The sequence below is a fragment of the Ensifer sp. genome (assembly GCF_035999135.1).
Taxonomy (GTDB): domain Bacteria; phylum Pseudomonadota; class Alphaproteobacteria; order Rhizobiales; family Rhizobiaceae; genus Ensifer.
The window spans coordinates 65445-90941 of sequence record NZ_DASYGZ010000020.1 but is presented as its reverse complement, the minus strand read 5'-3'; the positions used below and the strand labels follow the sequence as shown (position 1 = coordinate 90941).

Here is a 25497-nt window from a genome sequence, read left to right as displayed (position 1 = left end):
TGCGGCTGAAGCCAGATTCTCGCCACGCCCTCGTGCAGAGAAAGTTATAGAAAAGGATGGTGAATGAAAAGGAAACGCGCCGACGCCAGCCGCCCTCACCTGTCTCTCCGGAACCTCGAAAACACCCTGTTTCAATGACGTTCGGACGGCGATAAAAATTTGATCCGAATGGATTTTATTTTTCCGGCACTGCCGCAACCTGTCCGCGGGTAACGCCGGCGCTTGAAAAGAAGACCGTGGCTGTGACCGAAACATCACAACCGTCAGAGCCCCCGATGACGCTCGAATCACCGACGCCCGCAACGCGCGCCGCAAGACCGCGGGGTTTCAAACGATTGTAGCATGGCAAGCCCGGGCACGCCCCTTTACAAGCTCAGGCAGCCGGGGCAGAGAGAGGCCCGACACGCTGGGAAGGTGCGCCATCCGGCCCCTCGCCCAGACTTCATGAACCGCATGATCAAGGCAGGTATCACGATGACATCGACGCGCACGGAAACAGATACGTTCGGCCCCATCGAAGTGGCAAACGACCGCTATTGGGGCGCCCAGGCCCAGCGCTCGCTCGGCAACTTCAAGATCGGCTGGGAAAAACAGCCGGCTTCGATCGTCCGGGCGCTCGGCATCGTCAAGCAGGCCGCAGCCCGCACCAACCAGGCACTCGGCCGCCTCGACGGCACCGTTGCCGACGCCATCGTCAAGGCGTCGCAGGAAGTGATCGACGGCAAGCTCAACGACCACTTCCCGCTCGTCGTCTGGCAGACCGGCTCCGGCACCCAGTCGAACATGAACGCCAACGAGGTCATCTCGAACCGCGCGATTGAACTCATGGGTGGCGTCATGGGCTCCAAGAAGCCGGTGCACCCGAACGACCACGTCAACATGAGCCAGTCGTCCAACGACACCTACCCGACGGCCATGCACATCGCCTGCGCCGAACGGGTGATCCACGACCTCCTGCCGGCGCTGAAGCACCTGCACGCGGCGCTCGAAGCCAAGGTCAAGGCGTTCGACCACATCATCAAGATCGGCCGCACCCACACGCAGGATGCAACGCCGCTCACGCTCGGCCAGGAATTCTCCGGCTACGCCGCACAGGTCGCCTCGTCGATCAAGCGCATCGAGATGACCCTGCCGGGCCTTTGCGAACTCGCCCAGGGCGGCACGGCCGTCGGGACCGGCCTCAACGCGCCGGTCGGTTTTGCCGAGAAGGTCGCTGACGAAATCGCCAAGATCACCGGCATCGCGTTTACGACTGCGCCGAACAAGTTCGAAGCGCTCGCCGCCCATGATTCCATGGTGTTCAGCCATGGCGCCATCAACGCGACGGCCGCGGCCCTCTTCAAGATCGCCAACGACATCCGCTTCCTCGGTTCCGGCCCGCGCTCGGGCCTCGGCGAACTGTCGCTGCCGGAAAACGAGCCGGGCTCCTCGATCATGCCGGGCAAGGTCAACCCGACCCAGTGCGAAGCGCTGACCCAGGTCTGCGTCCAGGTCTTCGGCAACCATGCCGCACTGACCTTTGCCGGCAGCCAGGGTCATTTCGAACTCAACGTCTTCAACCCGCTGATGGCCTACAACTTCCTGCAGTCGGTGCAATTGCTCGCCGATGCGGCCGTCTCCTTCACCGACAACTGCGTCGTCGGCATCGAGGCCCGCGAAGACAACATCAAGGCAGCGCTCGACCGCTCGCTGATGCTGGTGACGGCGCTCGCCCCGAAGATCGGCTACGACAACGCCGCCAAGATCGCCAAGACCGCCCACAAGAACGGCACGACGCTGCGCGAAGAAGCCGTCGGCGGTGGCTACGTGACGAACGAAGAGTTTGATGCGGTCGTCCGGCCCGAAACGATGATCAGCCCGGCCTGATCCATTTTGAGACACCACGGCGCCCGATCGGCGCCGTGGTTTCAAGCTGCACGCATACAACCAAGCGGTGAAAAGCGCCGCACCCAAACGTTGTACAACGCGCGGCAGTGGCAAATGTTAAGGCTTCGCAAATCATTTGCCCCTAAAAATAACAAGCAGTAAGCAGCGATTAATATTAGGGGGTTTGCAGATGCAAACGGCAAGCTCGGGCAAGTCTCAGACGCCCGATATCGCAGCGCAGGTAACCCATGCGATGCGCATGATGGGCGTGGCCCCCATCCCCCGCAATTACGAGCTCTACTACGAGGCCTATCTCGGATCCAATCCGCAGCTGTCGAAGGAACTGGCAGCGCTCGGCAGCCGCGCGACCCAGGAAGAACTGGACGCCATCGGCGCGCAGTATTTCAGCCACATCCATCGTTCGCACGGGATCGAACGCGCCCACACGACGCTTGCGGCCAAGCTCGCCGAACTCGTCACACTGCTGAGAGACGAGCAATACGCCCTTGAGACCTACAACAAGGTTCTCGACGAGGCCTATGTCAACATCGTCAGCAAGAGCACGTCCAGCGCCGACATCCTGCGCCATGCGATCGGCATCCTGACCGAGGCGACGGCCGAAACCATGAGCCAGGGCAAGGAGCGCGTCGAGACGGTCGTCCAGAAGTCGTTCGAGATGGAAGTCATCCGGCAGGAACTCGACGAGTACAAGCGCATCGCCAACACCGATTCGCTGACGCGGCTCGCCAACCGCCGCGCCTTCGACGACAACCTCGCGGCCGTCTACAACAACGAGCACCTGAAGAACTTCACCGGCCTGCTGGTTGCAGACATCGACCATTTCAAGAAGGTCAACGACACCTTCGGCCACCCGGTCGGCGACAAGATTCTCGCGACCGTCGGCGGCGTGCTGCGCGCCAATCTGCGCCGGGAGGCCTTCGTCGCGCGCACCGGCGGCGAGGAATTCGCCATCATCCTCGGCGACAGCACCCAGGAAGAATGCCTGCAGATCGCCGATCGCATCCGCACCGTGCTCGCGGCAACGCCCTTCCGCAACTCCAAGACCGGCGTCAACTACGGGCCGATCACGCTGTCGGTCGGCGTCTGCATGGCGACGGCCGCCGAAGATCCGGTCGATCTCTACAACAAGGCCGACATCGCGCTCTATTCCGCCAAGAATGCCGGTCGCAACAAGACAACGCTGTTTGAGGACGGCATGCGCAAGGAATCCGGCCGCAACTGGCTGATCTACCGACGCTGACATGTCTGCGACCAGCCGACTGTCATCAGGCGCCCTTCCGGGCGCCTTTGTCGTTTATGGCCCGGAAAGCCCACGATTGACGGCGCCTCGGCTGGTTACGGGGCACAGGCGTTCGCCCCGGCAAGCCGTCCGATGGCGATGAGTTCCGGCCGATACTCGAAGTGCATGGTATCGAAGTGATACCAGCGGCCACCCCAGATGAAGCCGTGGCGCTCGAAACTCTCGACGATCTCAAGCGGATAGCGATTGCGGTAGCGTGTGCCGCCCTTCCCTTTGGCCGTCCAGCGCCAATAGTCGGCCGAGCGCGTATTGACGTCGATGGCCGCGCCGAAGCTGTGAACGGAGAGCGTCGCCGTACCGGCAATCGGCCGCCAGTTGAAGGTGCCGGCGCTCGGCGAGAGGTAGCGCTTGAGTTTCGGGCTTTGCGCAAGCTCGGCAGCAACCGCCTGCAGCGCCTGCGCAGCGCCATGGCGTTGCGTCACCTGCAGCCGCTGTCCGAACCAATCGACGGCGACAAGATCCCGCCTGACCGCCGCGGCATTGCCACCATAAAGCCGCTTGAGCAGCGCCTCGCTGCGGATACGCCCCGGATCGAAATCGTCGGCCGGCGGCTTCGCGCACCCCCCCAGGGGGTAGATCTGCGACAGGCTGTCCTCGATATCGGCCGTGGCCAGTTTTTCGGCGTGGCTCTTTGCCTTGCCGTCATCGATCACAAGCGGAGGCCCGCCGTCCGTCATGCGCAAGCCGTTGCCGTCGACCCGCTCGATGGTATCAGGATAGGCTGCTGCCAGCGCGGCCAGCTTTTGCTCCAGTGTCGGCTCTGCCGCCGGCGCCGGGCCGGCAAGCGCTGCAAGCAGCCCGAGGATCGCGCCGACACCAGTTTGACCTTGCCCCACGCCCTTGCCTCCATCGCCTCCCTATGGAACGCATGCAAGGAGACCGAAGCGCAGCCTACCACATGGTCTTGGCGGCGCGCTCGGGCCATTCGCGATCATAGGTCTCGCGATCGAAATCCGCCTTTGCGGCCTTCAGCAACGTTCCCGGTGTCGGCAGCACCGCCGGGTCGAGGAAGCGCTCGGGGTTCCACAGCTGCGCGCGCATCACCGCGCGCGCACACTGGAAATAGACCTCGCCGATGGTGACGACGATGACGCTGCGCGGATGTTTGCCGTCGACCTCGAAGCTCCCGGTCAGTTCCGGATCTATGCTGAGCACGGCCGTACCGTTGATGCGCATGGTGGTGTTCGACCCGGGGATCAGGAACATCAGCGCCACACGCGGATCGCGCACGATGTTGGCGAGCGAATCGACACGGTTGTTGCCGCGCCAGTCGGGCAGGAGCACCGTCCTGTCATCCGCGATCCTGACGACACTGTCGTCATCGCCGCGCGGCGAACAGTCGAGGCCTTCCGGTCCGACGGTTGCAAGGGCGCAGAACGGCGAGGCTTCGATCATCAGACGGTACTCGGCCGTCAACGCCTGGGTGACCTTGGCCACCGACGCTTCGCTGACGCCGCCGTAAAGAGTGTTCAGTTCCTCGACCGAGGTGATGACCGACATGCCGTCCTCCAATGCTATCAGGATCTCCGCGCGGCCCCGCCGAACCGAGCGGCGGAGCCGGATCGACCCTTCGGCCGATAGCATGACAGACTGATGACGACGTCAACGAAAAATAGTCAGGCCGCGGCTTTTTGATCCTGCGCGTGTATGAACGCATTGATCCGGGCGATCACCGGGTCGGCCGACACGATGCGGCGATGGCCGAAGCCGTTGGCCCAGTACATTTCGACGTTTGGACCGGCGGCCGCATAGCGGCGCGCGTGCTCGGCCGAAACCTCCTTGTCGTCCTCGGCATGAATGATCAGCGTCGACACGGCGCGGGCGCCCACGACACGCGCAGCGTCGAAGTCCTCCAGGCGGCGGCCGGACAGGCGTTCGACGACGCCCTCGAAGGCGGCCTGCGCCTTCGGTGCGAGACGAAGAACCTTTCCGAACCCCTTGAAAAGCCAGGTCATCTCGCTCGGCGCACCGATCAGGACCATCTTCCTTGCCGCATGGCTGTGCACGTCACAGACGATGCCGCCGGCCGCGCAAGCCAGGCTCGCTCCGCCGAAGGAATGGCCGACGCAGACATCGAAACTGCGGAAATGCCGCCAGGCGGCGTCGATCGCCCTGACAGCCGCCGGCATCGTCAGTGTCCGCCCCGGCGAACCGCCATGCCCCGGCCAGTCGAGCGTGACCACTTCGGCGCCGCCCTTGACGAGACCCTCGATCATCGCTGCCAGATAGTCGCTGCGCGATCCCCAGCCGTGGACGAGAAGGATCCGCTTGGTGTTTGCCGCCTCACGCGCCGGGACGAACTGGCGTGCCAGCACCCAGCCGCCGGCGTAGGAAAGCGTCACCGGATGCCCTTTGGCGATGACGGGTGCTGCGGCTGCCAGCGCCGCTTTCTCCTTGTCATTTTTCGGCGTTCGGCTCGGCGTGACGCTGAAGAGCGCGAACGCCAGCCTGCCGGCTGCCTCGGGCGAAAACACAGCGACGCCTTTTAGCGCCTGACGGATGACCTTGATCGCAAAGGGTGCCATAGTGGGAATCTCTAAATATGTTCAATGCTGAACATAATTGTACAACGATGAACAAAAATCAAGTGACGACAGAACATCATTTTCCCTGGGACCACCCCCGCTTCCGCAGCTGGATCGCAGTTGCCCGTGCCTGCCAGTTGATGCAGCAGACGGTGACCCGCGAGATCGCCCATCTCGACATCAAGCCGCCGCACCTCGACATCCTGATCAATCTCTACCGTTTCGAGGGCATCTCGCAGCAGGAACTGGCGCGCAAGCTGCTGGTCGGCCGCTCCAACATGAGCATGCTGCTGCCGCATCTGGAAAAGCGCGGCCTGATCCTGCGCCGCGGCGACGAGAAGGACAAACGGGTTCTGAGGCTATCGCTGACGCCTGAGGGCCGCACGCTGGCCGAAGCAGCGATGGAGATCCACACGGCGCTGATCGAAAGGCTGCTCGACGACGAATCGATCGACGACTGCCTGGTTGTCACCCGGTCCATGGAGCGGCTGATCGGCATGCTGTTGAAGGAAGAGGACGAACTGGCCTGACGACAGATGCTGCCGCGGTCAGCACGGCTTTTCCGCCTTGTCGCGCGTCATGCCCTTGTCGGCCAGTTCCTGCTCGTAAGCCGCAAACAGCGCATCGCCCTTCTCGCCGAGTTCCCGCAGGTAGTTCCAGGTGAAGATGCCGGTGTCATGAAAGTCGTCAAAGCCGATGCGCACCGCATAATTGCCGGTCGGCTGAACGGAAATGATCTGGACATTGCGCTTGCCCGGCACGGTCACGCGCTGTCCGGGACCATGTCCCTGCACTTCGGCCGATGGAGACAGCACGCGCAGCATCTCGGCGGAAAGATCGAAGGAGGCATCGTCGTTAAAGGTTACGACCAGACGGTGGCGATCCTTCGACACCCTGAGTTCGGTCGGCCAGATTTCGCTCATATCGACTGCTCCCGTTCGCTCCCGGCAAAACCGGTGCCGTTCCTTCACCGCCATCGGCATTTCCGACGGCGATACCATCCAGTAACGTAGAAATGGGCTTTCGAGAATTACCCGTCTCTTCCGATCAACACTTTGCGACAGTATGCGCCTTGACGCGACCATCCTCAGCGACGACATTGAAAGGGCTGGGAGAAAGACGTTTGAACACAGCGACGATAAACAGATTTGGCGCCCTGCCGCTTGAGCAGAAAGCCGCTCCGATGATCGACCCCTTCGGACGGGCGATTACCTATCTGCGCGTGTCCGTCACAGACCGCTGCGATTTCCGCTGCACCTATTGCATGGCCGAGCACATGACCTTCCTGCCGAAGAAGGATCTGCTGACGCTCGAAGAACTGCACCGTCTCTGTTCCGCCTTCATCGAGAAGGGTGTGCGCAAGCTGCGGCTGACCGGCGGTGAGCCGCTGGTGCGCAAGAACATCATGTTTCTGGTGCGCGAACTCGGCAAGGAGATCGCGGCCGGTCGTCTCGACGAGCTGACGCTGACGACCAACGGTTCGCAGCTTGCCAAGCACGCAGCCGAACTCGCCGAGTGCGGCGTCCGTCGCATCAACGTCTCGCTCGACACGCTCGACCCCGAAAAATTCCACCAGATCACCCGCTGGGGCGACCTTTCCAGGGTGATGGAAGGCATCGATGCCGCCCAGGCGGCGGGCCTCAAGATCAAGATCAACGCGGTTGCGCTGAAGGGCTTCAACGACCGGGAAATCCCGGACCTGATGCGCTGGGCGCACGGTCGCGGCATGGACCTGACCCTGATCGAGACGATGCCGATGGGCGAGATCGAGGAAGACCGCACCGACCACTACATGCCGCTTTCCGACATGCGTCGGCAGCTCGAAGAGCAGTTCACGTTCACCGACATCGACTACAGGACCGGCGGCCCTGCCCGCTATCTCCAGGTGGCCGAGACCGGCGGCAGGCTTGGCCTCATCACGCCGATGACCCATAATTTCTGCGAGAGCTGCAACCGGGTGCGCCTGACCTGCACCGGCACGCTCTACATGTGCCTCGGCCAGAACGACGCGGGAGACCTTCGCACCGCACTGCGCGCCTCCGACGACGACGCCTATCTCAGCCAGGTCATCGACGAAGCGATCGGCCGCAAGCCGAAGGGCCACGACTTCATCATCGATCGGGAGCACAATCGCCCGGCCGTCGCCCGCCACATGAGCGTTACCGGCGGCTGAAAGCCCGAGCGTTCCCAAAAAACAACCGGCAGACGGCCCCTCAACCGCCTGCCGGCACCTTCTCCGCACAGTCGGGAGAAGGGATGTGGGGCGCACCTTGGTGTCCCCACGTACGCGTATGAGATGTCCCACCCTTTCGGCTGCCAGGATTTGGAAGCCGCGCTATCAGGCGCATCCCCTCGCACCGCTAGCGAGGAGAGGACCAGTCGTCGGGCTAAACCCGAGGACAGCGGCGACGAAAGCGACAGGCGTCCGAAGCCGGCCACCCACCGCAAAACCTTCCTCAGGCCGCATAACTCGGGCGACGATGCCCGTGCGAACCGATCCCCTCCGTCCCCGTCCGGAAGCGCTCGATCTTCTCGTTGAGTGCCTCCACCTGCCGACGCAGGCCGTGGATCTCGGCGGTGTTCTCCTCGACCATCGCGGCATTCTGCTGGGTGATCAGCTCCACCTCGTGCACGGCGGAGTTCACTTCGTTGAGGCCGGTGTACTGGTCGGCGGCCGAGGCCTCGATGTTGCTGACAAGGTCGTGGATCGTGCCGATGTGGCTGTTGATGACGGTGAGCGCATCGCCGGTCTCCTGCACCAGCGCGACGCCGCTTCTGACCTGCGCCGAGCTTTCGGAAATCAGGCCCTTGATCTCGCGCGCAGCACCCGCGCAACGCTGAGCAAGCTCACGCACTTCCTGTGCCACCACGGCAAAGCCGCGGCCAGCATCCCCCGCCCGCGCCGCCTCGACGCCGGCGTTGAGCGCAAGCAGGTTGGTCTGGAAGGCGATCTCGTCGATGACGCCGATGATCGTGCTGATCTTTTCCGAGGACCGGTTGATCTCGGCCATGGCATCGATCGCCTTGGCGACCACCTGGCCGGAATGCTTGGCATAGGAGTTGGTCTCACCCACCGAAACCGTCGTCTTGCGTGCGCTCTCGGCGGTCGTGCGCACGATGTCGGTCAGCTGCCGCAGCGCCCGGGAGCTTTCCTCGAGTGCCGCCGCCTGCTGCTCGGTGCGGCGTGCGAGATCATCGGCTGATGCCGCGAGATTGCCGGTGCCACCGGTGATTTCACCGGTCACCACCCGCACGTCCGCGAGCGTCGCCCGCAAGGCCTCGACCGCATTGTTGTAGGTGCGCGCCATGATCACGTAGTCGGCCGGCAGATCCTCCGACATGCCTTCTTCCAGATCGCCGTCGGCAAGGGCTGCAAGCACATCGGAAAGCGCGTTCAGCGCCTGCATCTGCTCGGCCTCGATGCGGGCGCGTTCCGCCGCGCGGCGCGCCTCTTCTTCCGCAGACAGAACGCGCGCGGCCTCCGCCTCGCGACCGAGCCGGACGTTCTCGACCGCATTGTCACGGAAGACGGCGACGGAGCGCACCATGTCGCCGATCTCGTCGCCGCGGTTGCGGCCCTCGATCGCAACCTCGAGATCGCCATTGGCAAGCCGCGTCATCGTCTCGGTCACGCGCTTCAACGGCCCGCGCAGCGTCTCGACCAGCATCAGTCCGCCGATGATCGCAAGCAGCGTGCCGGCGACCATGGCGACGATCGACACGTCGGCCGAGCGCTGGCTGTCGACCTTGCCGGCTTCCTGGGCGCTGCTGACGAAGCTTTCGAGCGTCGTGCTGGCCGAAGCGACGAGAGACGCAGCCTCGCCCTTTGCCGCCTGCCACCGGGCGCCGACGTCGATCAGCGCCGCCGTGCCCTTGTCGATGTTTTCGAGCGAAGGGCCGAGCTTGGCCGGCAGGTCGCGAAGAGCCGCGTTCTTGCCGCCCAGTTCGGCGAGCTTGGCCGCCGTCCCGCGAACCGCAGTGATATCCGCCATCACGAGTTCACGGCTCGGCGCGTCGAGCTTGCGGTGCAGCTCGCTGATGTGCAGCCGGGTGCTGTCGAGCCCCTTGAAGGTATCGCCCATCAACGCGATCAACGTCTTCAGTTGCGAGATCTCGGCGTCCATGCCGACGAAGCGCTTGGCGGCCGTGTCGGAGTTCTTGGCCGCTTCCTTGGCAAAGTCGGCCTCGTATTTGGAGAACTTGCTGAGAATCGGCACGAGCGCATTCTTCTTTGCCTCGCTGTCCTCGGCACCGGCGAGGATCGCCTGTACCTTCAGCGCCTGCTCCTTCAATTCGGCGATCGGCGTCTGCACCTTGTCGGACGCGATCTTCTCAGCCTCTTCGATCTGCTTCAACAGATGCGGCAGCAGCTTGCCAGCCTGATCGACCTTGGCGTCGGGGTTCACGGCCATCGTCACCGGCAGGCGGAATTTCTTGATCCGCTCGGCAAGCCCCTGATAGGCGGCGGCATCAAAGAGCAGCGCCTTGGCAAAGGCTTCCTTCTCGCCCGATTCCTTGCGGATGATGTCGATCTGCTTGTAGGCGCCGTTGCCCTGTGCGGTCATGTCGGCAAGGGCCGCCTCAAGCGACGCCGTCACCTGGTCGCGCTCGAGCTTGGTCGCCCAGAGCTTGTCCGTCTGGCTGCGCATGGCTTGACCAAGCGCCAGCACCGAGGCGATTTCCGCCTTGTCCTCACTGCGCGTCAGCAGCCCGTCGAGCGTCTTGACGCCGCTTTCCTGTTCGTCGACCTGGCTTGAGAGGGCCGTGCGCGTCTCCTCGCTCGGCTGATCGGCAAATCCCTGGAGCGCGCTTCGCAGCGCCTGGAAGTCCGAGAGATTGTTGATGGTTTCCCGCGTCACGGTCATATGGCCGTTGAGCGTGCGGGCCGTGAAGAAGCCGATAAGGCCGATGCCGGCAATCAGCGCCACCAGCGGAACCACGAAAAGTAGTACCTTGGTGACGATCCGCAGCCGTTGCAGCAGACGATCGATGAAAGACATTGCGCACCCCTGATTATTCTTATGGGAAGCAGGCCCGCGCGGCGGTTTGTTCTTGGCGAAACACCGTTGGCCGTTTTGCCGAAGTCTCTCCCAAGCTTCGGAAAAACAAGCTGGAATGGCCACCCTGCAAGGTTTATCGCGGCGCCACCCCGCCGATCGCGTCATGCGAATGGATGCGGAATTGTGGCGACGATAGGCAGCGAAACTTAAGATTCCGCGAATAAACTCATGTGCGAATGCACCGGATTTACCGGCAAGCAACAGTCTTTCCGGCAACGGTCGGCGCTTGAAAGCGCCCCTTCTACTTGTCGGACAAGAAAAGTCGCGGCGTCTTGCGATCCCGTTTGCACAAGACCGTGGCCAATGCTTAAACATTAGGCGATCCTTTCACGGATTCGCCTTCCCATTCGTCGGCAGAGCAGCCCGCCTGTCCGGCGCCGCAGGACAGCCAGCATGCAAGCCTCCACCAATTTCCGCGGCATTCTTTTCATGTGCCTCGCGATGGTCACGTTCTCCTGCAACGACGCCCTCGTCAAATCGGTGACCGGCGCGATGAATGTCGGCCAGATCATCTTCGTCCGCGGGCTGCTGACGACGCTGATGGTGGTCGTCGCCGCCTGGCATTTCCGCGCCTTTCGCCCCCTTGGCACGCTGATGCGACCGGTCATCCTTCTGCGCATCGCGATGGAGGCGCTGGCCTCCGTCACCTACATCACGGCACTTGGCCAGATCCCGCTTGCCAATGCCTCGGCGATCATGCAGGCGCTGCCTCTGGCCGTCACGCTCGGCGCCGCCCTCTTTCTCGGCGAACCGGTCGGCTGGCGACGCTGGACGGCGATCATCGCAGGCTTCATCGGCGTGCTGATCGTGCTCAGGCCGGGGCCTGACGGCTTCACGCCGGCAGCCCTCACGGTCGTCGGCTGCGTCTTCGTCACCGCCACCCGCGATCTCTGCACCCGGCGCATCGGTCACGACGTGCCCTCGCTCTACATCACCGTTTCCACCTCGCTGGTGACGACTGTTGTCGGCGCAGTTCTCATCCAGCCGATGGGCGGCTGGCAGCCGATGTCGGCAACCACCGTCAGCCATATCGCTGCGGCAAGCGTTCTGCTGATGCTTGGCTACCAGACGATCGTGCTGGCGATGAGGGCCGGCGACATTTCGGTGATCGCCCCCTTCCGCTACACCAGCCTGATCTGGTCGATCGCGATCGGCATTTTCTTCTTTGCGGAAGTGCCTGACCACTGGATGCTGGCCGGCGTCGCGATCATCATAGGATCGGGCCTCTACACCTTCTATCGCGAGACCTTGCGCGGCCGCAAAGCCGTCGCCCAGCGCTCGCTGACCGGCCCGCTGGAATAGGAGCCGCCGATGCAGGAAAGCCGTCCCTCGCCACTGATCTGCGCAACGCTACCCGCCGTCGTCCTCGCGGGCGGCCTTTCGCGCCGCATGGGGAGCCCGAAATTCGGGATCCCGCTTGGCGGCCGGCCGATGCTGTCGCGCATCGTCGCCCGGCTGCAGCCGCAGGTCGGAAGCATCGCCGTCAACCTCAACGTCGACCCGGCCGGCGCCATCGAAAACAACGTGCCCGTCATCGCAGATACGGTCGCGGGCTTTCTCGGGCCGCTCGCCGGCGTGCTCACGGCCATGCGCCACGTCGCAGCAACCGATCCGCACGCAAGCCATGTCGTCGTCGTCCCGACCGATACGCCGTTCTTTCCGGATGATCTGGTCACATGCATGGCAGCCGCAATGACCGAGCACCAGCAGATTGCCGTCGCGGCATCCAACGACCAGATGCATCCGCTGTTCGGGCTTTGGCCGGTTGCCCTTGCCGACGAGCTCGAGGGGTTTCTGACCAGCGACCCGAAACGCCGCGTCCGCGCCTTCATCGAAAGCCACCCTTCGGTAACGGTCGATTTTCCGCTCATCCAGACGCTAAAGGGGGCGTTCGATCCGTTCTTTAATGTCAACACGCCCGAGGATCTGATCGACGCGGAGCAGTGGTTGCGTTTCTTTGGAGACGAAAGGGAATGACGGGCATGAAGATCTTCGGCATCGCCGGCTGGAAGAATTCGGGCAAGACCGGACTGATGGTGCGGCTCGTCAGCGAGCTGACGCGGCGCGGCTATGTGGTGTCGACCGTCAAGCACGCCCACCACGACTTCGACATCGACAAGGTCGGCGCCGACAGCTACCGCCATCGCGAGGCCGGCGCCCATGAAGTGACGATCGTCTCAGGCACCCGTTTTGCGATCATGCACGAATTGCGCGGCGCACCGGAGCCAAGCTTTGAGGAGATCCTCGCCCGGCTCGCGCCCTGCGATCTCGTGCTCATCGAGGGCTACAAGCGCGAGCCGATCCCGAAGATCGAGGCACGCCGACAGGAATCGGCAAACCGCGAGCCACTGGCGCCCACCGATCCGCACATCTGCGCGATTGCCGCCGACCACGCGGTCATGGACGCCGACCTGCCGGTCTTCGACCTCGACGACACCATGGCGATTGCCGATTTCGTGGAGAAGGTCACGGGGCTGGAGCGAAAGGGCGACGCCGTCTGACGATCGCGCATCCCGTGCCGATCGGTCGCGGCAGCCTTGTCGGCTTCAAGGCTGCGCGGCGTCGCGATACGCTTTCGGCAGTCCGGCGAGCAGCTCCTGCGCCTTCTTGACGCCCTGAGCCGCGGCTTTCGCATACCATTTCGCGGCCGATGAAAGATCCTGCTCCACGCCGTCACCGCGTGCATAGACGATACCGAGAAAGAACTGCGCGTCGGCATTTCCCTGCTCCGCCGCCCGGCGAAACCACTGGACGGCAGCCGGAGCGTCGATTTCCACGCCGATGCCATTGAGATAGGCCATTCCAAGATTGTACTGCGCCAGAGCGTAGCCCTGATCGGCCGAGAGCTTGTAGAGCCGTGCTGCTTCCTTGAGGTTCTTCTCGACACCCTGCCCGTTTGCGTACATGACCCCCAGATTGAATTGCCCCTTGGCGTCGCCGCGATCCGCGAGCGCCAGGAACCAGCGGTGCGCCTGCGCGTAGTCTTCAGCAACGCCGGCGCCCGTCAGATACATGACGCCGACATTCATCTGGGCCTGCGGGTTCCCTTGTTTTGCCGCTTTCAGGAAGAGTTCGAAGGCCTGAGCCTCGTCCTTATCAACGCCCCGACCGACCATATAGAGGATCGCCAGATCGACCTGCGCCGACACCATGCCCTGATCGGCCGCCATGCGACACCACTTCACCGCCTCCCGATCGTCGCGCCCGACGCCGAAGACCCGGGCGTAAACACCGCAAAGCAGGTTTTGCGCGTCCTTGTTGCCGGTGCCTGCCGCCGGTCGAAGCCACCGAAGGCCCTCCTTGGCGTCGACCCGTCCGGCCTCGGCGTTGAAATGGAGACGGCCGGCATTGGCCTGCCCGTCCACATTTCCCTGTTCGGCGGCACGCAAATACCAGCGCAGCGCCTCGGCCAGGTTGCGTTCGACGCCAGCCCCCTTCTCGTAAAGGAAGCCGAGATTGTACTGAGCGCGAGGCTCGCCCGCGATTGCGGCGCGCGATGTCCACCTGTAGGCCTCCGCATCGTTCTTCAGCGTGCCGCTTCCTTGAAAATACGCGATGGACAGATTGTGCATGGCCATGACCAGCCCCTGGTCCGCAGCCTTGCGATACCAATTGAAGGCTGCCACCGGATCGCGCGTCGTGCCGAGCCCCTCCTGCAGCAGGTAACCGAGGTTGTACTGCGCCAACGCATAGCCTTGCTCCGCCGCCAGCCGATAATAGGCAATGGCCTGCATCTCGTCCTTGGTGACACCCAAGCCCTGTTCGTAGTGAACACCGAGATTGTATTGGGCGGCCGGCGTCTTCTGGTCGGCTGAAAGCCGGAACCAGCGCAGCGCCTCGGCATAGTTCTGCTTCACGCCATCGCCACCGTTGAAATAGAGGATGCCGAGATAGAACTGCGCTTTCGCGCTGCCTTTCTCCGCCGCCCTCCCGTACCAGCCGATGGCCCTCATGACGTCGCGGGTCACGCCCTCGCCGGTCTGGTAGCGCATTCCGATATCGACCTCAGCCTCGACATCGCCTTCTTCAGCGCGCTGAAGCACCTGCTCGAACGGCTGCATCGGCGCGCCCGCGCCGCCCGCCCACGCAGGCGACGCGAATACCAGCGAGAAAAGCGCGACAAAGAACAATAGGACGACGCGCTTCATCCACTCCTCCAGAGCCAGACGCAATGTGCGACAAGCCTAAGGGCGAGCGACTGGCAACAGGAAATGGAATTCGACCAGCCGCGACTTTGCGTCGAGCAGCGGCCTTAACAGTCATGAGAGCCATTATGCCGTATGCCGATATCGGCATAACAGCCACTTGTCCCGAGCGACGCGCAATCAACCACGTGGAATGCCTCATAGAACGTCGCCGCGCCCGCGAAGGATGTCGGGCGACAGCAGACATTTTTCCGACATCAACGGCTTCGTGACGGACATTTTCCGACCGCAGCCGGACAGATCCGTCAGTTCGTCGCGCCGACCGCCATTTCGTCCGGAATGTCGTTGAGGCGCACGAAGCTGTAACCCTTCGCCTTGAGGTCAAGGATACCGCGGGCGACGCCGGCGCCGGCCGAATGGGTCGGCTGGTTGATGTGGGCGATGATGACGTCGCCGTCCTTGGCCGCGCGAATGCGTTTCTCGGCAAGGGCAGCACCCAGCAGCGAGCCGCCGTCGCCGTTCACCGAATAGCCGGCAACGCGGTAGCCCATGGCACGGATCTGGCCCATCGACGAATGGGTATATTTCGCGGTCGCGCCGCGAAACCATTTCGGCGCCGGAAGCCCGTGCGTCTCGATCGCCTTGGCCCCGCCATCGACTTCGGCTGCCACCGCGGCTACCGAGCCGGCTGCGGCAAGGCCGTAGACCGAGATCTTCACATCGATCGGCGGCACATGCATCGCGCCGTGATCCTCGATCTCGAAGAGATCGGGATGCGCCTTCATCACCTCGACGACGAGGCCGTTGCGCTTCAACCAGCGTGCCGTGACGAAGATCGTTGCCGGGATGCGGTTTTCAATCAGCGTACCGAGGATGCGCATGTCGGTGGCGCCGCTGCAGGCATCGAGCGTCAGCGCCACGCGCGGCGGAGCCGATTTGCCGGCGGGATTGGCCGGCAATCGCAGGTCCGGCTCCACAAGTCCGGGGGCAGCGACGGCCGATTGAGCGAGCGTGGTGGCGGCAACAAGCGCGAGGGCAAAGGCTTTCATGGCAATCCGGGGGAAGAAATGATGTGAGGTGATCTGAGTCGATCTCCAGAAACGACAGAAACCCGCCTTTTGCGAGGCGGGTTTCCTGGATTTAGGCGGGCAGCCCTGCCCGAGGCTGGATCGGCGCCAGCCGGCGCCGATCGGCCTTGTCAGCGCTGGGCGACGGGGCGAACGAGCGGCGTGACACGGCGGATGGTCACGCGGCGGTTCTGCTGCTCGGCCACCTGCGTGCGCACCTTGAGGAAGCGCTCGCCATAGCCCTGCGTCACCAGGTTTTCCGGCGGAATGCCGTAGACCTCGGTCAGGAGCTGGGCGACCGATTCGGCGCGCTTGTCGGAGAGCACGAGGTTCGAGCGGTCCGAGCCGACGGCATCGGTGTGACCTTCGATGAAGAAGGTTTCACCGGGATCCTTGGCAAGCACCTTCTCCATGGCGGCGGCAACCTTGCGCATGGTCTTTGCCTGCGACATCGACACCTCGGCGCTGCCCGTCGGGAAGGTGATGGTGTCGAGGTCGATACGGCGAACCTTGTCGCGCAGACGCGCCGAGTGGCGCACTTCGTCCATGGTGTAGACGCGCTCGACACGCTCCACCGGCGGTTCGGCCAGGAACTCGTAATAATCGCGATCCGGATCGTCGGACACGTCGGCAATGTAGTCACGCACCGGAATGCGCAGGCGCATCGGCGGCAGTTCGTAGCCGATGTCGATGATCGCCGGACGCGGACCCTCGTCACGCTCGGGCGCATAGATCATCAGATACTCGTTGCCGTCGCGGTCCACGCGCGAGCGCTGCAGGATGTCGCCGTAACGATTGTAGACGGTGACGATCCGGTAGCCGCCCGGACGCAGGATGGTTTCGCGGGTACGACCGCGCGGAAGCTGGTCGTAATAGGTCTCTTCCGCATCATGGCGCAGGCGCGGACGGTCGTCGCCGCGCACGAAGATCTGGTCGCCGACGCCGAGGATGACGCGGTTGTCGACCTGCTCGACGATCTTCACCTCGGTGATGTTGTTGGTGATGTTGTTGACGGTCGTATTGTTGTTGATCACCGTGTTGTTGATGATGGTGTTGTTGACGATGTTGGTCGTCTCCGGGACCACGAACACCGGCGCTTCGTCGACGCGTGTGCCCTTTTCCTTGAGGTTCGCCTCGATCTTTTCAGGCAGGTCAGCCTGGATCTCGGCGGCGATCGCAGCCTGGGCGGCCGCATCGTCTGCCGGCGGCGGTGCATCTTCTTCCTTGGCGCGCAGCTCTTCGCGCAGCTTCTGGCGCTGTTCGCGCGCCTGGTTGCCGCCGGTATTGTCGGCGTCCTTGTCGCTGTCGAGCACGGCTGCACCGTTTTCGACCGGCAGAACGACGGTCTCGTCGGTTGCCGCCGGATCGGCGGCGATCTTCACCTTTTCCTCTTCCGAGCGGGTGTCGACCACTTCGGGAACCGGCTGCTGCACCTGCGGCTGTTGCTCGGCAGTGGCCGGCTGGCCCTCGGCGCCCGGAACCGGCTGACCTTCACCGGTCTGCGGCTGTTCGGCGCCCGGCACGGGTTGGCCTTCACCGGTCTGCGGCTGTTCAGTACCGGGAACAGGCTGTCCCTCGCCCGTTTGAACCTGTGGCTCAACAGCAGGAGCGGTTTCCTCGCCAGCCTTCTGTTCTTCCGTCACGACGGGCTGCTCGGCCGCCTTCTCGCCTTCGGCCGGCTGCTCGGCAGGCTTCTGTCCTTCTGCAGCCTTGCGCGCGGCGTCTTCCTCAGCAGCCTTCTGCTGTTCGGCTGCCTGGCGGGCAGCCTCGTCGTCGGCTGCCTTCTGCTCATCGGCAGCCTTCTGCTGCTCGTCGGCCGCTTTCTGCTCGTCAGCAGCCTTCTGCTGTTCTTCGGCGGCCTTTTGCTCTTCTGCGGCCTTCTGCTCTTCAGCAGCCTTTTGATCTTCTGCAGCCTTGCGGGCCGCTTCATCCTCGGCGGCCTTCTGCTGCTCGGCAGCCTGACGTGCCGCCTCTTCGTCGGCGGCCTTCTGCTGTTCGGCCGCCTGGCGGGCAGCTTCCTCTTCCTGGGCCTTCTGTTGCTCGGCCGCCTGGCGGGCGGCTTCCTCTTCCTGGGCCTTCTGCTGCTCGGCCGCCTGGCGCGCAGCCTCTTCTTCGGCCGCACGCTGCTGCTCGGCCTGCTGGCGAGCCGCTTCTTCTTCCTGGGCCCTCTGCTGTTCGGCGGCGCGCTGCTGCTCTTCCGCCTGGCGGGCGGCTTCCTCTTCGGCCTGGCGCTGCTTCTGCAAGAGCAGCTCTTCGTCCGACTGGCCACCGCCCTCCTGTGCAACCTCGAATGGCTTCATCAGGTTGTCGGCCATGGCGGGCGGTACCGCCACGGACACCGACAGCACCGGCAGCGCGACGGTCGCGAAAAGTTTGGATCGAATCGACATTTAGTCTTCCTTCCTCCTGCTCAGAGGTCCTGGCCCGCATCCATTTCCTATCCATTGCATATGGCGGAATCGAACGCGAACGTGAATTCTTACGGGGCCTTGACCCAAGGTTCCGGCTTTTTTGTGTTGCCCGCGGGACGCGCGGTCACATGCAACGCCCGAACCGCGAACCGGTTCCACCAATAGGGCTAGCGAAGGCAAGATTAACCGCCGCTGAACGCGCCGTTCATCTCCATCGCATCGCCGCCGGCGCAATCTCCGGTCGAAATCCAATTCCCGGTGAGCGCTTTCGCTTTCCTGTTGATTTTTACAGGAAAAGAGTACGAATATCGCCGCAACCGGTGGCAGACGCCCCGGGTGAAATTGGCATCCGCGAAGAACAAAAAACCGGATGTCGACCAACAGAGAGGACTATCATGCGTATTTCCAAGCGGCTGGCAGCCGCCGCATCGGCTGCCGTTTTCGTGCTCATGGCAGGCTCGGCCATGGCCGACGGCGAAAAGGTCGTTATCGGCACCGAAGGCGCCTACCCGCCCTTCAACAACCTCGAAGCAGACGGCACGCTCACCGGCTTCGACATCGACATCGCCAAGGCACTGTGCGCGGAAATGAAGGCCGACTGCACCTTCGTCACGCAGGACTGGGACGGCATCATTCCGGCGCTGATCGCTAAGAAGTTCGACGCCATCATCGCTTCGATGTCGATCACCGCCGAGCGCAAGGAAAAGGTCGACTTCACCAACAAGTACTACAACACGCCGCCGGCAATCGTCGTTCCGAAGGATTCGCCGATCACCGAAGCGACCGCCGCAGCCCTTGAAGGCAAGGCACTCGGTGCTCAAGGCTCGACCACTCACTCCAACTATGCCGAAGCCCATATGAAGGGCGCCGACATCAAGCTCTACCCGACCGCGGACGAGTACAAGCTCGACATCGCCAACGGCCGCATCGACGCTGTCATCGACGACGTCGTCGTGCTCTCCGAATGGCTGAAGACGACGGACGGCGCCTGCTGCAAGCTGCTTGGCACGCTGCCGATCGACCCGGTCATCAACGGCGACGGCGCCGGCATTGCCGTTCGCAAGGGCGACGACGCGCTGCGCGAAAAGTTCAACAAGGCGATCGAGGCGATCCGCGCCAACGGCAAGTACAAGGAAATCAACGAAAAGTACTTCCCGTTTGACGTTTATGGGAGCTGATTGACGGGTCCCCGCCTGATTTCCTAGTGAATCATGCCGGAAGAACGTCGGTTGATGCGAAAAATGCAACGGCGGATGGCTTGCCCTTCCGCCGTTTTTGTTTGACAAGAACCTAAAACAAAAGCGCGATCGATACGCATAAGAACAGCGCAAAAGGGGAAATCCTAGACATGAGCGGGTTGTTTGCCGGCTTCTACTCCATCCTCGCTTCCATCGGGTCGATCGTCGATCCCTTCTGCGGTCCGGTCGGCGTCTTTCGCTGGCTCGCACCCGGCACGCTGCTTGCCTGCGGCGACACCGGTTGGGGCGACGAGATCGCCTTCGGCTTCGTGACCACGGCAAGCCTCGCCATCGCGACCTTGCCGGTCGGTCTGCTCATCGGCTTCTTCATCGCGCTGGGCAAGCAATCCGAAGAACGCACCGTCCGGCTCGCGTCGAACATCTACACCACGATCTTCCGCGGCCTGCCCGAGCTCCTGACGCTTTTCATCGTCTATTACGGCCTGCAGATCCTGGTTCAGCAGTTCCTGGCGACGATCGGCTATGATGAGCCGATTGAAATCAACGCCTTCTTCGCCGGCATGATCGCACTCGGCGTCGTCTTCTCCGCCTATTGTTCGGAGGTTCTGCTTTCCGCCTTCAGGGCCATTCCGCACGGACAATACGAGGCCGGCGATGCGCTCGGCCTCCATCGCGGCAAGACCATGCGCCTCATTATCCTGCCGCAGCTGGTGCGCATCGCGCTGCCCGGCCTCGGCAATCTCTGGATGGCGCTCCTGAAGGATACAGCCCTGGTCTCGGTCGTCGGCCTTCCCGACATCCTGCGTCAGACCGGCATTGCGGCACGCGTCACCAAACAGGCGTTCGAATTCTTCGGAATGGCCTGCATTCTCTTCCTCACCCTTGCCATGGTTTCGTCGATCGTCTTTTCGAACCTGGAACGCTGGACCAAACGTTCGGAGATGGGCCGATGAGCGCTATTGTTTCGATGATTCCGCCGCAGGCGCCACCACCGGCTCCGCCAAAACCCTATTCGCTCGCCCGCTTCGTCGGCAGCGTCACGCTCGGCATCTGGCTGGCGCTCGGCGTTGGCATCTTCCTGACCGTCGTCAACGGCTGGGACCCGGACAAGTTCGCCAAATACGGCCCGAGCTTCCTGTCCGGCCTTGGCGTGACGCTGATGCTTGTCGGCTGCTCGGTCGTCATGGGCGCCATACTCTCGCTGCCGATCGCACTTGCACGCATGTCGAAGAACAAGGTCTGGTCGTGGCTTGCCTATGGCTACGTCTACTTCTTCCGCGGCACGCCGCTGATCGCCCAGCTCTTCCTCATCTATTACGGCCTCGGCAGCTTCCGGCCGCAGCTGGAATCGATCGGTCTCTGGTGGTTCTTCCGCGAAGCCTGGAACTGCGCGCTCTTCGCCTTCACGCTCAACACCGCCGCCTACCAGGCGGAAATCCTGCGTGGAGCCATCGAAAGCGTGCCGCGCGGCCAGCGTGAAGGGGCCGCCGCCCTCGGCCTGCCCGACCGCGTCGCCTTCTGGAAGATCATCCTGCCACAGGCGATGATCGTGGCGCTGCGCCCCTACGGCAACGAAATCATCCTGATGATCAAGGGCTCGGCGATCGTCGCCATCGTCACCGTCTTCGACCTGATGGGCGAAACACGCCGCGCCTTCTCGCGCACCTTCGACTACCAGATGTATATCTGGGCAGCCATTCTCTACCTGATCATGGTTGAGATCCTGCGCAACATCTGGAACATGCTCGAGACAAGGCTGACACGTCACCTGAAGCGCTAGCCGTTCGCAGTCCACGCCCTTGGAAAAGCTTGGCAGCACTCCCCGAGAGAGGCTGCCAAGCTTTTGTTATTTAAGGCGAAAGTATCAATTCGATCCAAATATTAGGGCTTGATTAATAAAACAGGCGTTTCATCATAGGGACCAACCTTTGCGAGAAGTGAGGTCCTGATGACAAACGAAATGGAACTGCAACTGAAAGGCTACGGCCTGACCACAGCCCAGATCCTCTACCATATGCCTGACCATCCCACCTTCCTGCAGACCTATATCTGGCAGCACTACGACCTGGCGCCGGACTTTCCCGAAATGCGTGGCTTCCTGAAGTTCTGGGAAGAAAAACTGGATGGCCCGCTGCACTCCGTGCGCTACGTCCACCGCAAGCTGATCTCCGCCACCGAATGGCGGGCGCTGAAGGGCGAGTTCATTCTGCACTGAGCGATCAAGAGGCCGAGACGGCCGGAGCACGGGCAGGTACGGATCGATTGACGGCGAGGCAATCCGTGATCATCCTGGCCGCGTGCGGCTTCGGACGGCCGAACGCGAGCCGCAAGCCCCCTCAGACATGCACCTCCCCATGGGCAAGTTCCCCTTCGCGCGGCTCCTTGTGCAGCGAGCCATAAAGAACGAGGGCATAAAACAGCACGACACCGAGGACCACAGGCCAACCGGGTATGGGGCCAAGCGCCGCGTTCTGCGCCACATCAGCCCAGGAGCGCACGTGACCGAAAGGTTCGCCATTCGCCGACATCTTCGGCGATGAGATCTTCAGCGCCCAGGCAAGCAACAGGATCAGGTACATCCAGCAGTAATTGCGCTGCAGTCGCCGGCAGACAGCCTCGCGGTAGCTCATCAGGAAGGCCGGCTTGCGCAGGCTCTTGGCGATCGATGCCGCCCAATTGAGGTTCGGCGTCCCGTCGGGCGCCAGGATCTGGGCGAAGTATCCGCGCTCCAGTTGCCGCACGCGAGCCCGGTAGACATCGAAGAAGCGATAGCGCCTGGCCTCGATCAATAGCAGCAGCGTGATCAAAAGCATGGCGAAAAGCAGTACCCCATGGTGCGACGACGGCGTCGAAAGCGACACGGACAAAAGCGCTGCCACCACCGTGATCGCCCAGTTCGAGGTCCGGTCGATGCGGTCGCGCCAACCGGCCATGCGCCCCATCTCGCCGCGATAATAATGCACCACCGCGTTGATCTGCTCCTGCGATGTCTGCGGCAAGGGTGGGCCCTTCGGCTCCTTCATCTCGGCGCTCAGGATCAGCGGGCCAAGCTCGGCGGACATCGGCATTCCTCCCGTCTTTTCTTATGGTTATGATGATGACTCCTTTCGTCGCCACGATAAATCCCGCCGACGCCGCATCGCGCCGTTTTTCGCTCAAAAGGTCGCTGAATTCCTGTTAAGCAGCCGGTCACCGCGTGATCTACCGCCGCAACCGCATGCGAACACCGATTGCCAAAGCCAGGCAGCGGACGTATGAAGCGCGCATGACCCAGAAGAGCCCGAAGATCGACGAGGAAGCGCTGGCGGAAGCCTATAACCGCGCCCTCACCCTGGAAAAGTCCGGCAAGTTCGATGCCGCAGCCGAGGCCTATGCCGAAGTGCTGGCGCTCGACCCGGAAGACCACGGCGGCGCTGCCGTTCGCCTGGCGTCGATGGGGCGCGGCGAAACACCGGTTAAGGCGCCCGACGCCTACGTGGCGACCCTGTTCGACCAGCATGCCGAAGTGTTCGACAACGTGCTCGTCGACCAGCTCGGCTATTGCGTGCCGCTGCTCGTGCGCCAGCGTCTGCAGGCGCTCGAACTCGGCCCCTTCGACCGCGTGCTCGATCTTGGCTGCGGCACGGGGCTGACCGGTGGCGCGCTGCGCGACATGGCCGAAGACATCACCGGCATCGACCTCTCGGAAAACATGGTCGAGATCGCCCACGAGAAGGATCTCTACGAAACGCTCTATGTCGCCGAAGCGGTCGACTTTCTCGACGACAACGACGACGCGCCGTTCAATCTGATCGTCGCGACCGACGTGCTCCCCTATATGGGCGCGCTCGAGGCGTTGTTCTTCGGCGCTGTCGACAATCTGGTTCCCGGCGGCCTTTTGATCTTCTCCAGCGAAACGCTGCCGACGGAGACCTTCGCCGGACGCGATTTCATGGTCGGCCCGCACCAGCGCTTCGCCCATGCCGAAAGCTACCTGCGCGACCGCCTGGCCGCCACCGGCTTCGAGGTGGTCGAAGTCGGCGACATCACCGTGCGCCTCGAAGAAGGCGAACCGATCGCCGGCCACCTGGTGATCGCCCGCTTCAAGCCCTGATCGGGCCGACGACTGCATGCCTCCTTTGATCGTACTCGATTGACGGACAGGGACATGCAGCGATCCAAAGTGCGACAGCGACCTTTGCGCGTCTGACAAGATGCGCGGCGCTGCAGACATCGTTCCGAAGTATCATTCCAAGGGAGCATCGCACGATGCTCCCTTCTCTCTTTTCCGTGTGCGCGCCATCAGTTACACCAGAGCGAAAGCAATGGGAGCATACTGAAATGGCAAAGGTCGCATTCATCGGTCTCGGGGTAATGGGATATCCCATGGCCGGCCACCTCAAGGTCCGCGGCGGACACGAACTGACGGTCTATAACCGCACCTTCGCCAAGGCCGAGAAATGGGCGGCCGAGTTCGGCGGTCGCGCGGCGCGCACGCCGGCGGAAGCCGCCGATGGCGCCGAATTCGTCTTTTCCTGCGTTGGCAACGATGACGACCTGCGCTCGGTAACGACGGCCAAGGACGGCGCCTTCGAGACGCTTGTCGCCGACGCCGTCTTCATCGACAACACCACTGCGTCGGCCGAAGTCGCCCGCGAGCTCTACGAGGCCGCCAGGGCTCGCAACGCCCACTTCGTCGACGCGCCGGTCTCCGGCGGCCAGGCAGGCGCTGAAAACGGCGTCCTGACCGTCATGTGCGGCGGCGACGAAACGGCCTTCGACCGGGCGAAGCCCATCATCGAGGCCTTTGCGCGCATGGTCGGCCTGATGGGATCGACGGGAGCCGGCCAGATCACCAAGATGATCAACCAGATCTGCATCGCCGGCCTCGTCCAGGGGCTCGCGGAAGGCATTCATTTCGGCAAGAAGGCCGGCCTCGACATCGAGAAGGTGGTCGACGTCATCTCCAAGGGAGCAGCCGGCTCCTGGCAGATGGAAAACCGCCACAAGACCATGAATGCCGGCAAATACGATTTCGGCTTTGCCGTCGACTGGATGCGCAAGGATCTCGACATCGTGCTCACCGAAGCCCGCCGCAACGGCGCCAAGCTGCCGGTAACGGCACTGGTCGATCAGTTCTACGGCGACGTGCAGGAGATGGGCGGCAACCGCTGGGACACGTCCTCGCTGCTCGCCCGCCTCGAAAAATGAGCCTCGGACAGGCATCGTCCGCCGAAGAAATCATCAATCACCTGCGATCCAGGGGATCGCAGGACAATCTTGCCGGCATGGCGCGTTTCGGCATTTCCACCGAAACCGCCCTGGGGCTTTCTAATGTCGAACTGCATAAGGTTGCGCGGCTGGTGAAGGTCGATCACCGCCGTGCGCTTGAACTTTGGCAATCAGGCATTCGCGAGGCGCGCATCCTTGCCGCCTATACCGCCGATCCGAAAGCGCTGACACCGGACGAGGCCCGTCGCTGGGCCGCAGACTGCAATTCCTGGGAGCTCGTCGATACGGTCGCGGACATTTTTGTCGCCGCCCGTTTCGAGCACGACCTGATCCCGGAATTTGCCGCCGACGAACGCGAATTCGTCCGGCGGACCGCCTTCGCGATGATCGCGACGGCGGCGGTGCATCTGAAAAAGGAGCCCGACGCCACGCTTCTTTCCTGGCTGCCTCTGATCGAGGCGCATTCGGGCGACGCACGCAATTTCGTCAAGAAGGCGGTCAACTGGGCGCTCCGGCAGATCGGCAAGCGCAATGTCGCCTGTCACGGGCCGGCGCTTCAGCTTGCGAAGCGGCTAGCACAAAGTTCCGAGCCCGCCGCCCGCTGGACCGGCAAGGACGCGGTTCGCGAACTCGAGAGCGAAAAGGTACTGGCACGACTTGGACGTGCCTGAGGAAGGTGCCTGGGAAAGCCG

At 63.0% G+C, this 25497-nt stretch carries 23 protein-coding genes; 14 read left to right on the top strand and 9 right to left on the bottom strand.

The features are described 5' to 3' along the window. The first annotated feature begins 474 nt into the window (after positions 1 to 474). Together fumC and VGO12_RS01825 are read left to right on the top strand one after the other, a co-directional pair. Positions 475 to 1866: a class II fumarate hydratase gene (fumC, locus tag VGO12_RS01830; RefSeq protein WP_414650658.1), complete on the top strand. Its 1392-nt coding sequence runs from the start codon at positions 475 to 477 to the stop codon at positions 1864 to 1866. Positions 1867 to 2056: 190 nt separating this feature from the next. Continuing rightward, complete coding sequence (locus tag VGO12_RS01825) at positions 2057 to 3127, top strand: GGDEF domain-containing protein (RefSeq protein ID WP_327511041.1); 1071 nt, start codon at positions 2057 to 2059, stop codon at positions 3125 to 3127. Positions 3128 to 3222: 95 nt separating this feature from the next. Here the strand turns inward: VGO12_RS01825 and VGO12_RS01820 are convergent, their stop codons facing one another. From VGO12_RS01820 to VGO12_RS01810, 3 genes are all read right to left on the bottom strand, one after another. Further along, complete coding sequence (locus VGO12_RS01820; protein ID WP_327511040.1) at positions 3223 to 4023, bottom strand: M15 family metallopeptidase; 801 nt, start codon at positions 4021 to 4023, stop codon at positions 3223 to 3225. 55 nt (positions 4024 to 4078) lie between these two features. Next, on the bottom strand, positions 4079 to 4687 hold the full coding sequence (locus VGO12_RS01815) for a pyridoxamine 5'-phosphate oxidase family protein (RefSeq protein ID WP_327511039.1): 609 nt from the start codon (positions 4685 to 4687) through the stop codon (positions 4079 to 4081). 116 nt (positions 4688 to 4803) lie between these two features. Further along, complete coding sequence (locus tag VGO12_RS01810) at positions 4804 to 5712, bottom strand: alpha/beta hydrolase (protein ID WP_327511038.1); 909 nt, start codon at positions 5710 to 5712, stop codon at positions 4804 to 4806. A 47-nt stretch (positions 5713 to 5759) separates the two neighbouring features. Between VGO12_RS01810 and VGO12_RS01805 the strand changes: the two genes are divergently transcribed. Further along, positions 5760 to 6242 carry a MarR family transcriptional regulator gene (locus VGO12_RS01805; protein WP_327511037.1) on the top strand — a complete coding sequence of 161 codons (483 nt, stop codon included), beginning with the start codon at positions 5760 to 5762 and terminating at the stop codon, positions 6240 to 6242. An 18-nt stretch (positions 6243 to 6260) separates the two neighbouring features. Here VGO12_RS01805 and VGO12_RS01800 read toward each other — a convergent pair whose 3' ends face one another. Then, positions 6261 to 6635, bottom strand: a complete 375-nt coding sequence (locus VGO12_RS01800; protein ID WP_327511036.1) for a DUF971 domain-containing protein — start codon at positions 6633 to 6635, stop codon at positions 6261 to 6263. A gap of 260 nt (positions 6636 to 6895) precedes the next feature. Here VGO12_RS01800 and moaA point away from each other — a divergent pair, with 260 nt between their 5' ends. Next, positions 6896 to 7885 (top strand): GTP 3',8-cyclase MoaA, encoded by a 990-nt coding sequence (moaA, locus tag VGO12_RS01795; protein WP_414650657.1) that lies wholly within the window; start codon positions 6896 to 6898, stop codon positions 7883 to 7885. A 283-nt stretch (positions 7886 to 8168) separates the two neighbouring features. Here the strand turns inward: moaA and VGO12_RS01790 are convergent, their stop codons facing one another. Beyond that, on the bottom strand, positions 8169 to 10712 hold the full coding sequence (locus tag VGO12_RS01790) for a methyl-accepting chemotaxis protein (RefSeq protein WP_327511034.1): 2544 nt from the start codon (positions 10710 to 10712) through the stop codon (positions 8169 to 8171). A 453-nt stretch (positions 10713 to 11165) separates the two neighbouring features. On the opposite strand from VGO12_RS01790, the gene VGO12_RS01785 reads away from it, so the two are divergent. Genes VGO12_RS01785 through mobB form a run of 3 tightly spaced genes read left to right on the top strand, consistent with a single transcriptional unit; the run spans position 11166 to position 13273 of the window. Further along, a complete protein-coding gene (locus tag VGO12_RS01785; RefSeq protein WP_327511033.1) occupies positions 11166 to 12074 on the top strand; it encodes a DMT family transporter in 909 nt (302 codons plus the stop codon). Between the two features lie 9 nt (positions 12075 to 12083). After that, positions 12084 to 12749 carry a molybdenum cofactor guanylyltransferase MobA gene (gene mobA / locus VGO12_RS01780; RefSeq protein ID WP_327511032.1) on the top strand — a complete coding sequence of 222 codons (666 nt, stop codon included), beginning with the start codon at positions 12084 to 12086 and terminating at the stop codon, positions 12747 to 12749. Next, entirely contained in the window at positions 12746 to 13273 is a 528-nt protein-coding gene (gene mobB / locus VGO12_RS01775) for a molybdopterin-guanine dinucleotide biosynthesis protein B (protein ID WP_327511031.1), read from the top strand. The genes mobA and mobB overlap by 4 nt, the downstream gene beginning before the upstream one ends. A 45-nt stretch (positions 13274 to 13318) precedes the next feature. On the opposite strand, the gene VGO12_RS01770 is transcribed toward mobB, so the two are convergent. From VGO12_RS01770 to VGO12_RS01760, 3 genes are all read right to left on the bottom strand, one after another. Then, the gene (locus VGO12_RS01770) at positions 13319 to 14920 is read right to left on the bottom strand and encodes a tetratricopeptide repeat protein (protein ID WP_327511030.1); all 1602 of its coding nucleotides are present in this window, start codon (positions 14918 to 14920) and stop codon (positions 13319 to 13321) included. Between the two features lie 302 nt (positions 14921 to 15222). Continuing rightward, entirely contained in the window at positions 15223 to 15966 is a 744-nt protein-coding gene (locus VGO12_RS01765; protein WP_327511029.1) for a polysaccharide deacetylase family protein, read from the bottom strand. A 149-nt stretch (positions 15967 to 16115) separates the two neighbouring features. Further along, entirely contained in the window at positions 16116 to 18374 is a 2259-nt protein-coding gene (locus VGO12_RS01760; protein WP_327511028.1) for an OmpA family protein, read from the bottom strand. 416 nt (positions 18375 to 18790) lie between these two features. Between VGO12_RS01760 and VGO12_RS01755 the strand changes: the two genes are divergently transcribed. The 4 genes from VGO12_RS01755 to VGO12_RS01740 all read left to right on the top strand — a co-directional run bounded on the left by VGO12_RS01755 (position 18791) and on the right by VGO12_RS01740 (position 21809). Then, the gene (locus VGO12_RS01755) at positions 18791 to 19573 is read left to right on the top strand and encodes an ABC transporter substrate-binding protein (RefSeq protein ID WP_327511027.1); all 783 of its coding nucleotides are present in this window, start codon (positions 18791 to 18793) and stop codon (positions 19571 to 19573) included. Between the two features lie 170 nt (positions 19574 to 19743). Further along, the gene (locus VGO12_RS01750; protein WP_327511026.1) at positions 19744 to 20547 is read left to right on the top strand and encodes an ABC transporter permease; all 804 of its coding nucleotides are present in this window, start codon (positions 19744 to 19746) and stop codon (positions 20545 to 20547) included. Then, on the top strand, positions 20544 to 21374 hold the full coding sequence (locus tag VGO12_RS01745; RefSeq protein WP_327511025.1) for an ABC transporter permease: 831 nt from the start codon (positions 20544 to 20546) through the stop codon (positions 21372 to 21374). The genes VGO12_RS01750 and VGO12_RS01745 overlap by 4 nt, the downstream gene beginning before the upstream one ends. A 168-nt stretch (positions 21375 to 21542) precedes the next feature. Beyond that, positions 21543 to 21809: an usg protein gene (locus VGO12_RS01740; protein WP_327511024.1), complete on the top strand. Its 267-nt coding sequence runs from the start codon at positions 21543 to 21545 to the stop codon at positions 21807 to 21809. Positions 21810 to 21930: 121 nt separating this feature from the next. Here the strand turns inward: VGO12_RS01740 and VGO12_RS01735 are convergent, their stop codons facing one another. After that, positions 21931 to 22656 (bottom strand): DUF2270 domain-containing protein, encoded by a 726-nt coding sequence (locus tag VGO12_RS01735; protein WP_327511023.1) that lies wholly within the window; start codon positions 22654 to 22656, stop codon positions 21931 to 21933. 203 nt (positions 22657 to 22859) lie between these two features. Between VGO12_RS01735 and VGO12_RS01730 the strand changes: the two genes are divergently transcribed. From VGO12_RS01730 to VGO12_RS01720, 3 genes are all read left to right on the top strand, one after another. Then, a complete protein-coding gene (locus tag VGO12_RS01730; RefSeq protein WP_327511022.1) occupies positions 22860 to 23687 on the top strand; it encodes a class I SAM-dependent methyltransferase in 828 nt (275 codons plus the stop codon). A gap of 155 nt (positions 23688 to 23842) precedes the next feature. Further along, complete coding sequence (locus tag VGO12_RS01725) at positions 23843 to 24784, top strand: NAD(P)-dependent oxidoreductase (RefSeq protein ID WP_327511021.1); 942 nt, start codon at positions 23843 to 23845, stop codon at positions 24782 to 24784. Further along, complete coding sequence (locus tag VGO12_RS01720) at positions 24781 to 25476, top strand: DNA alkylation repair protein (protein ID WP_327511020.1); 696 nt, start codon at positions 24781 to 24783, stop codon at positions 25474 to 25476. The genes VGO12_RS01725 and VGO12_RS01720 overlap by 4 nt, the downstream gene beginning before the upstream one ends. Positions 25477 to 25497 lie beyond the last annotated feature (21 nt).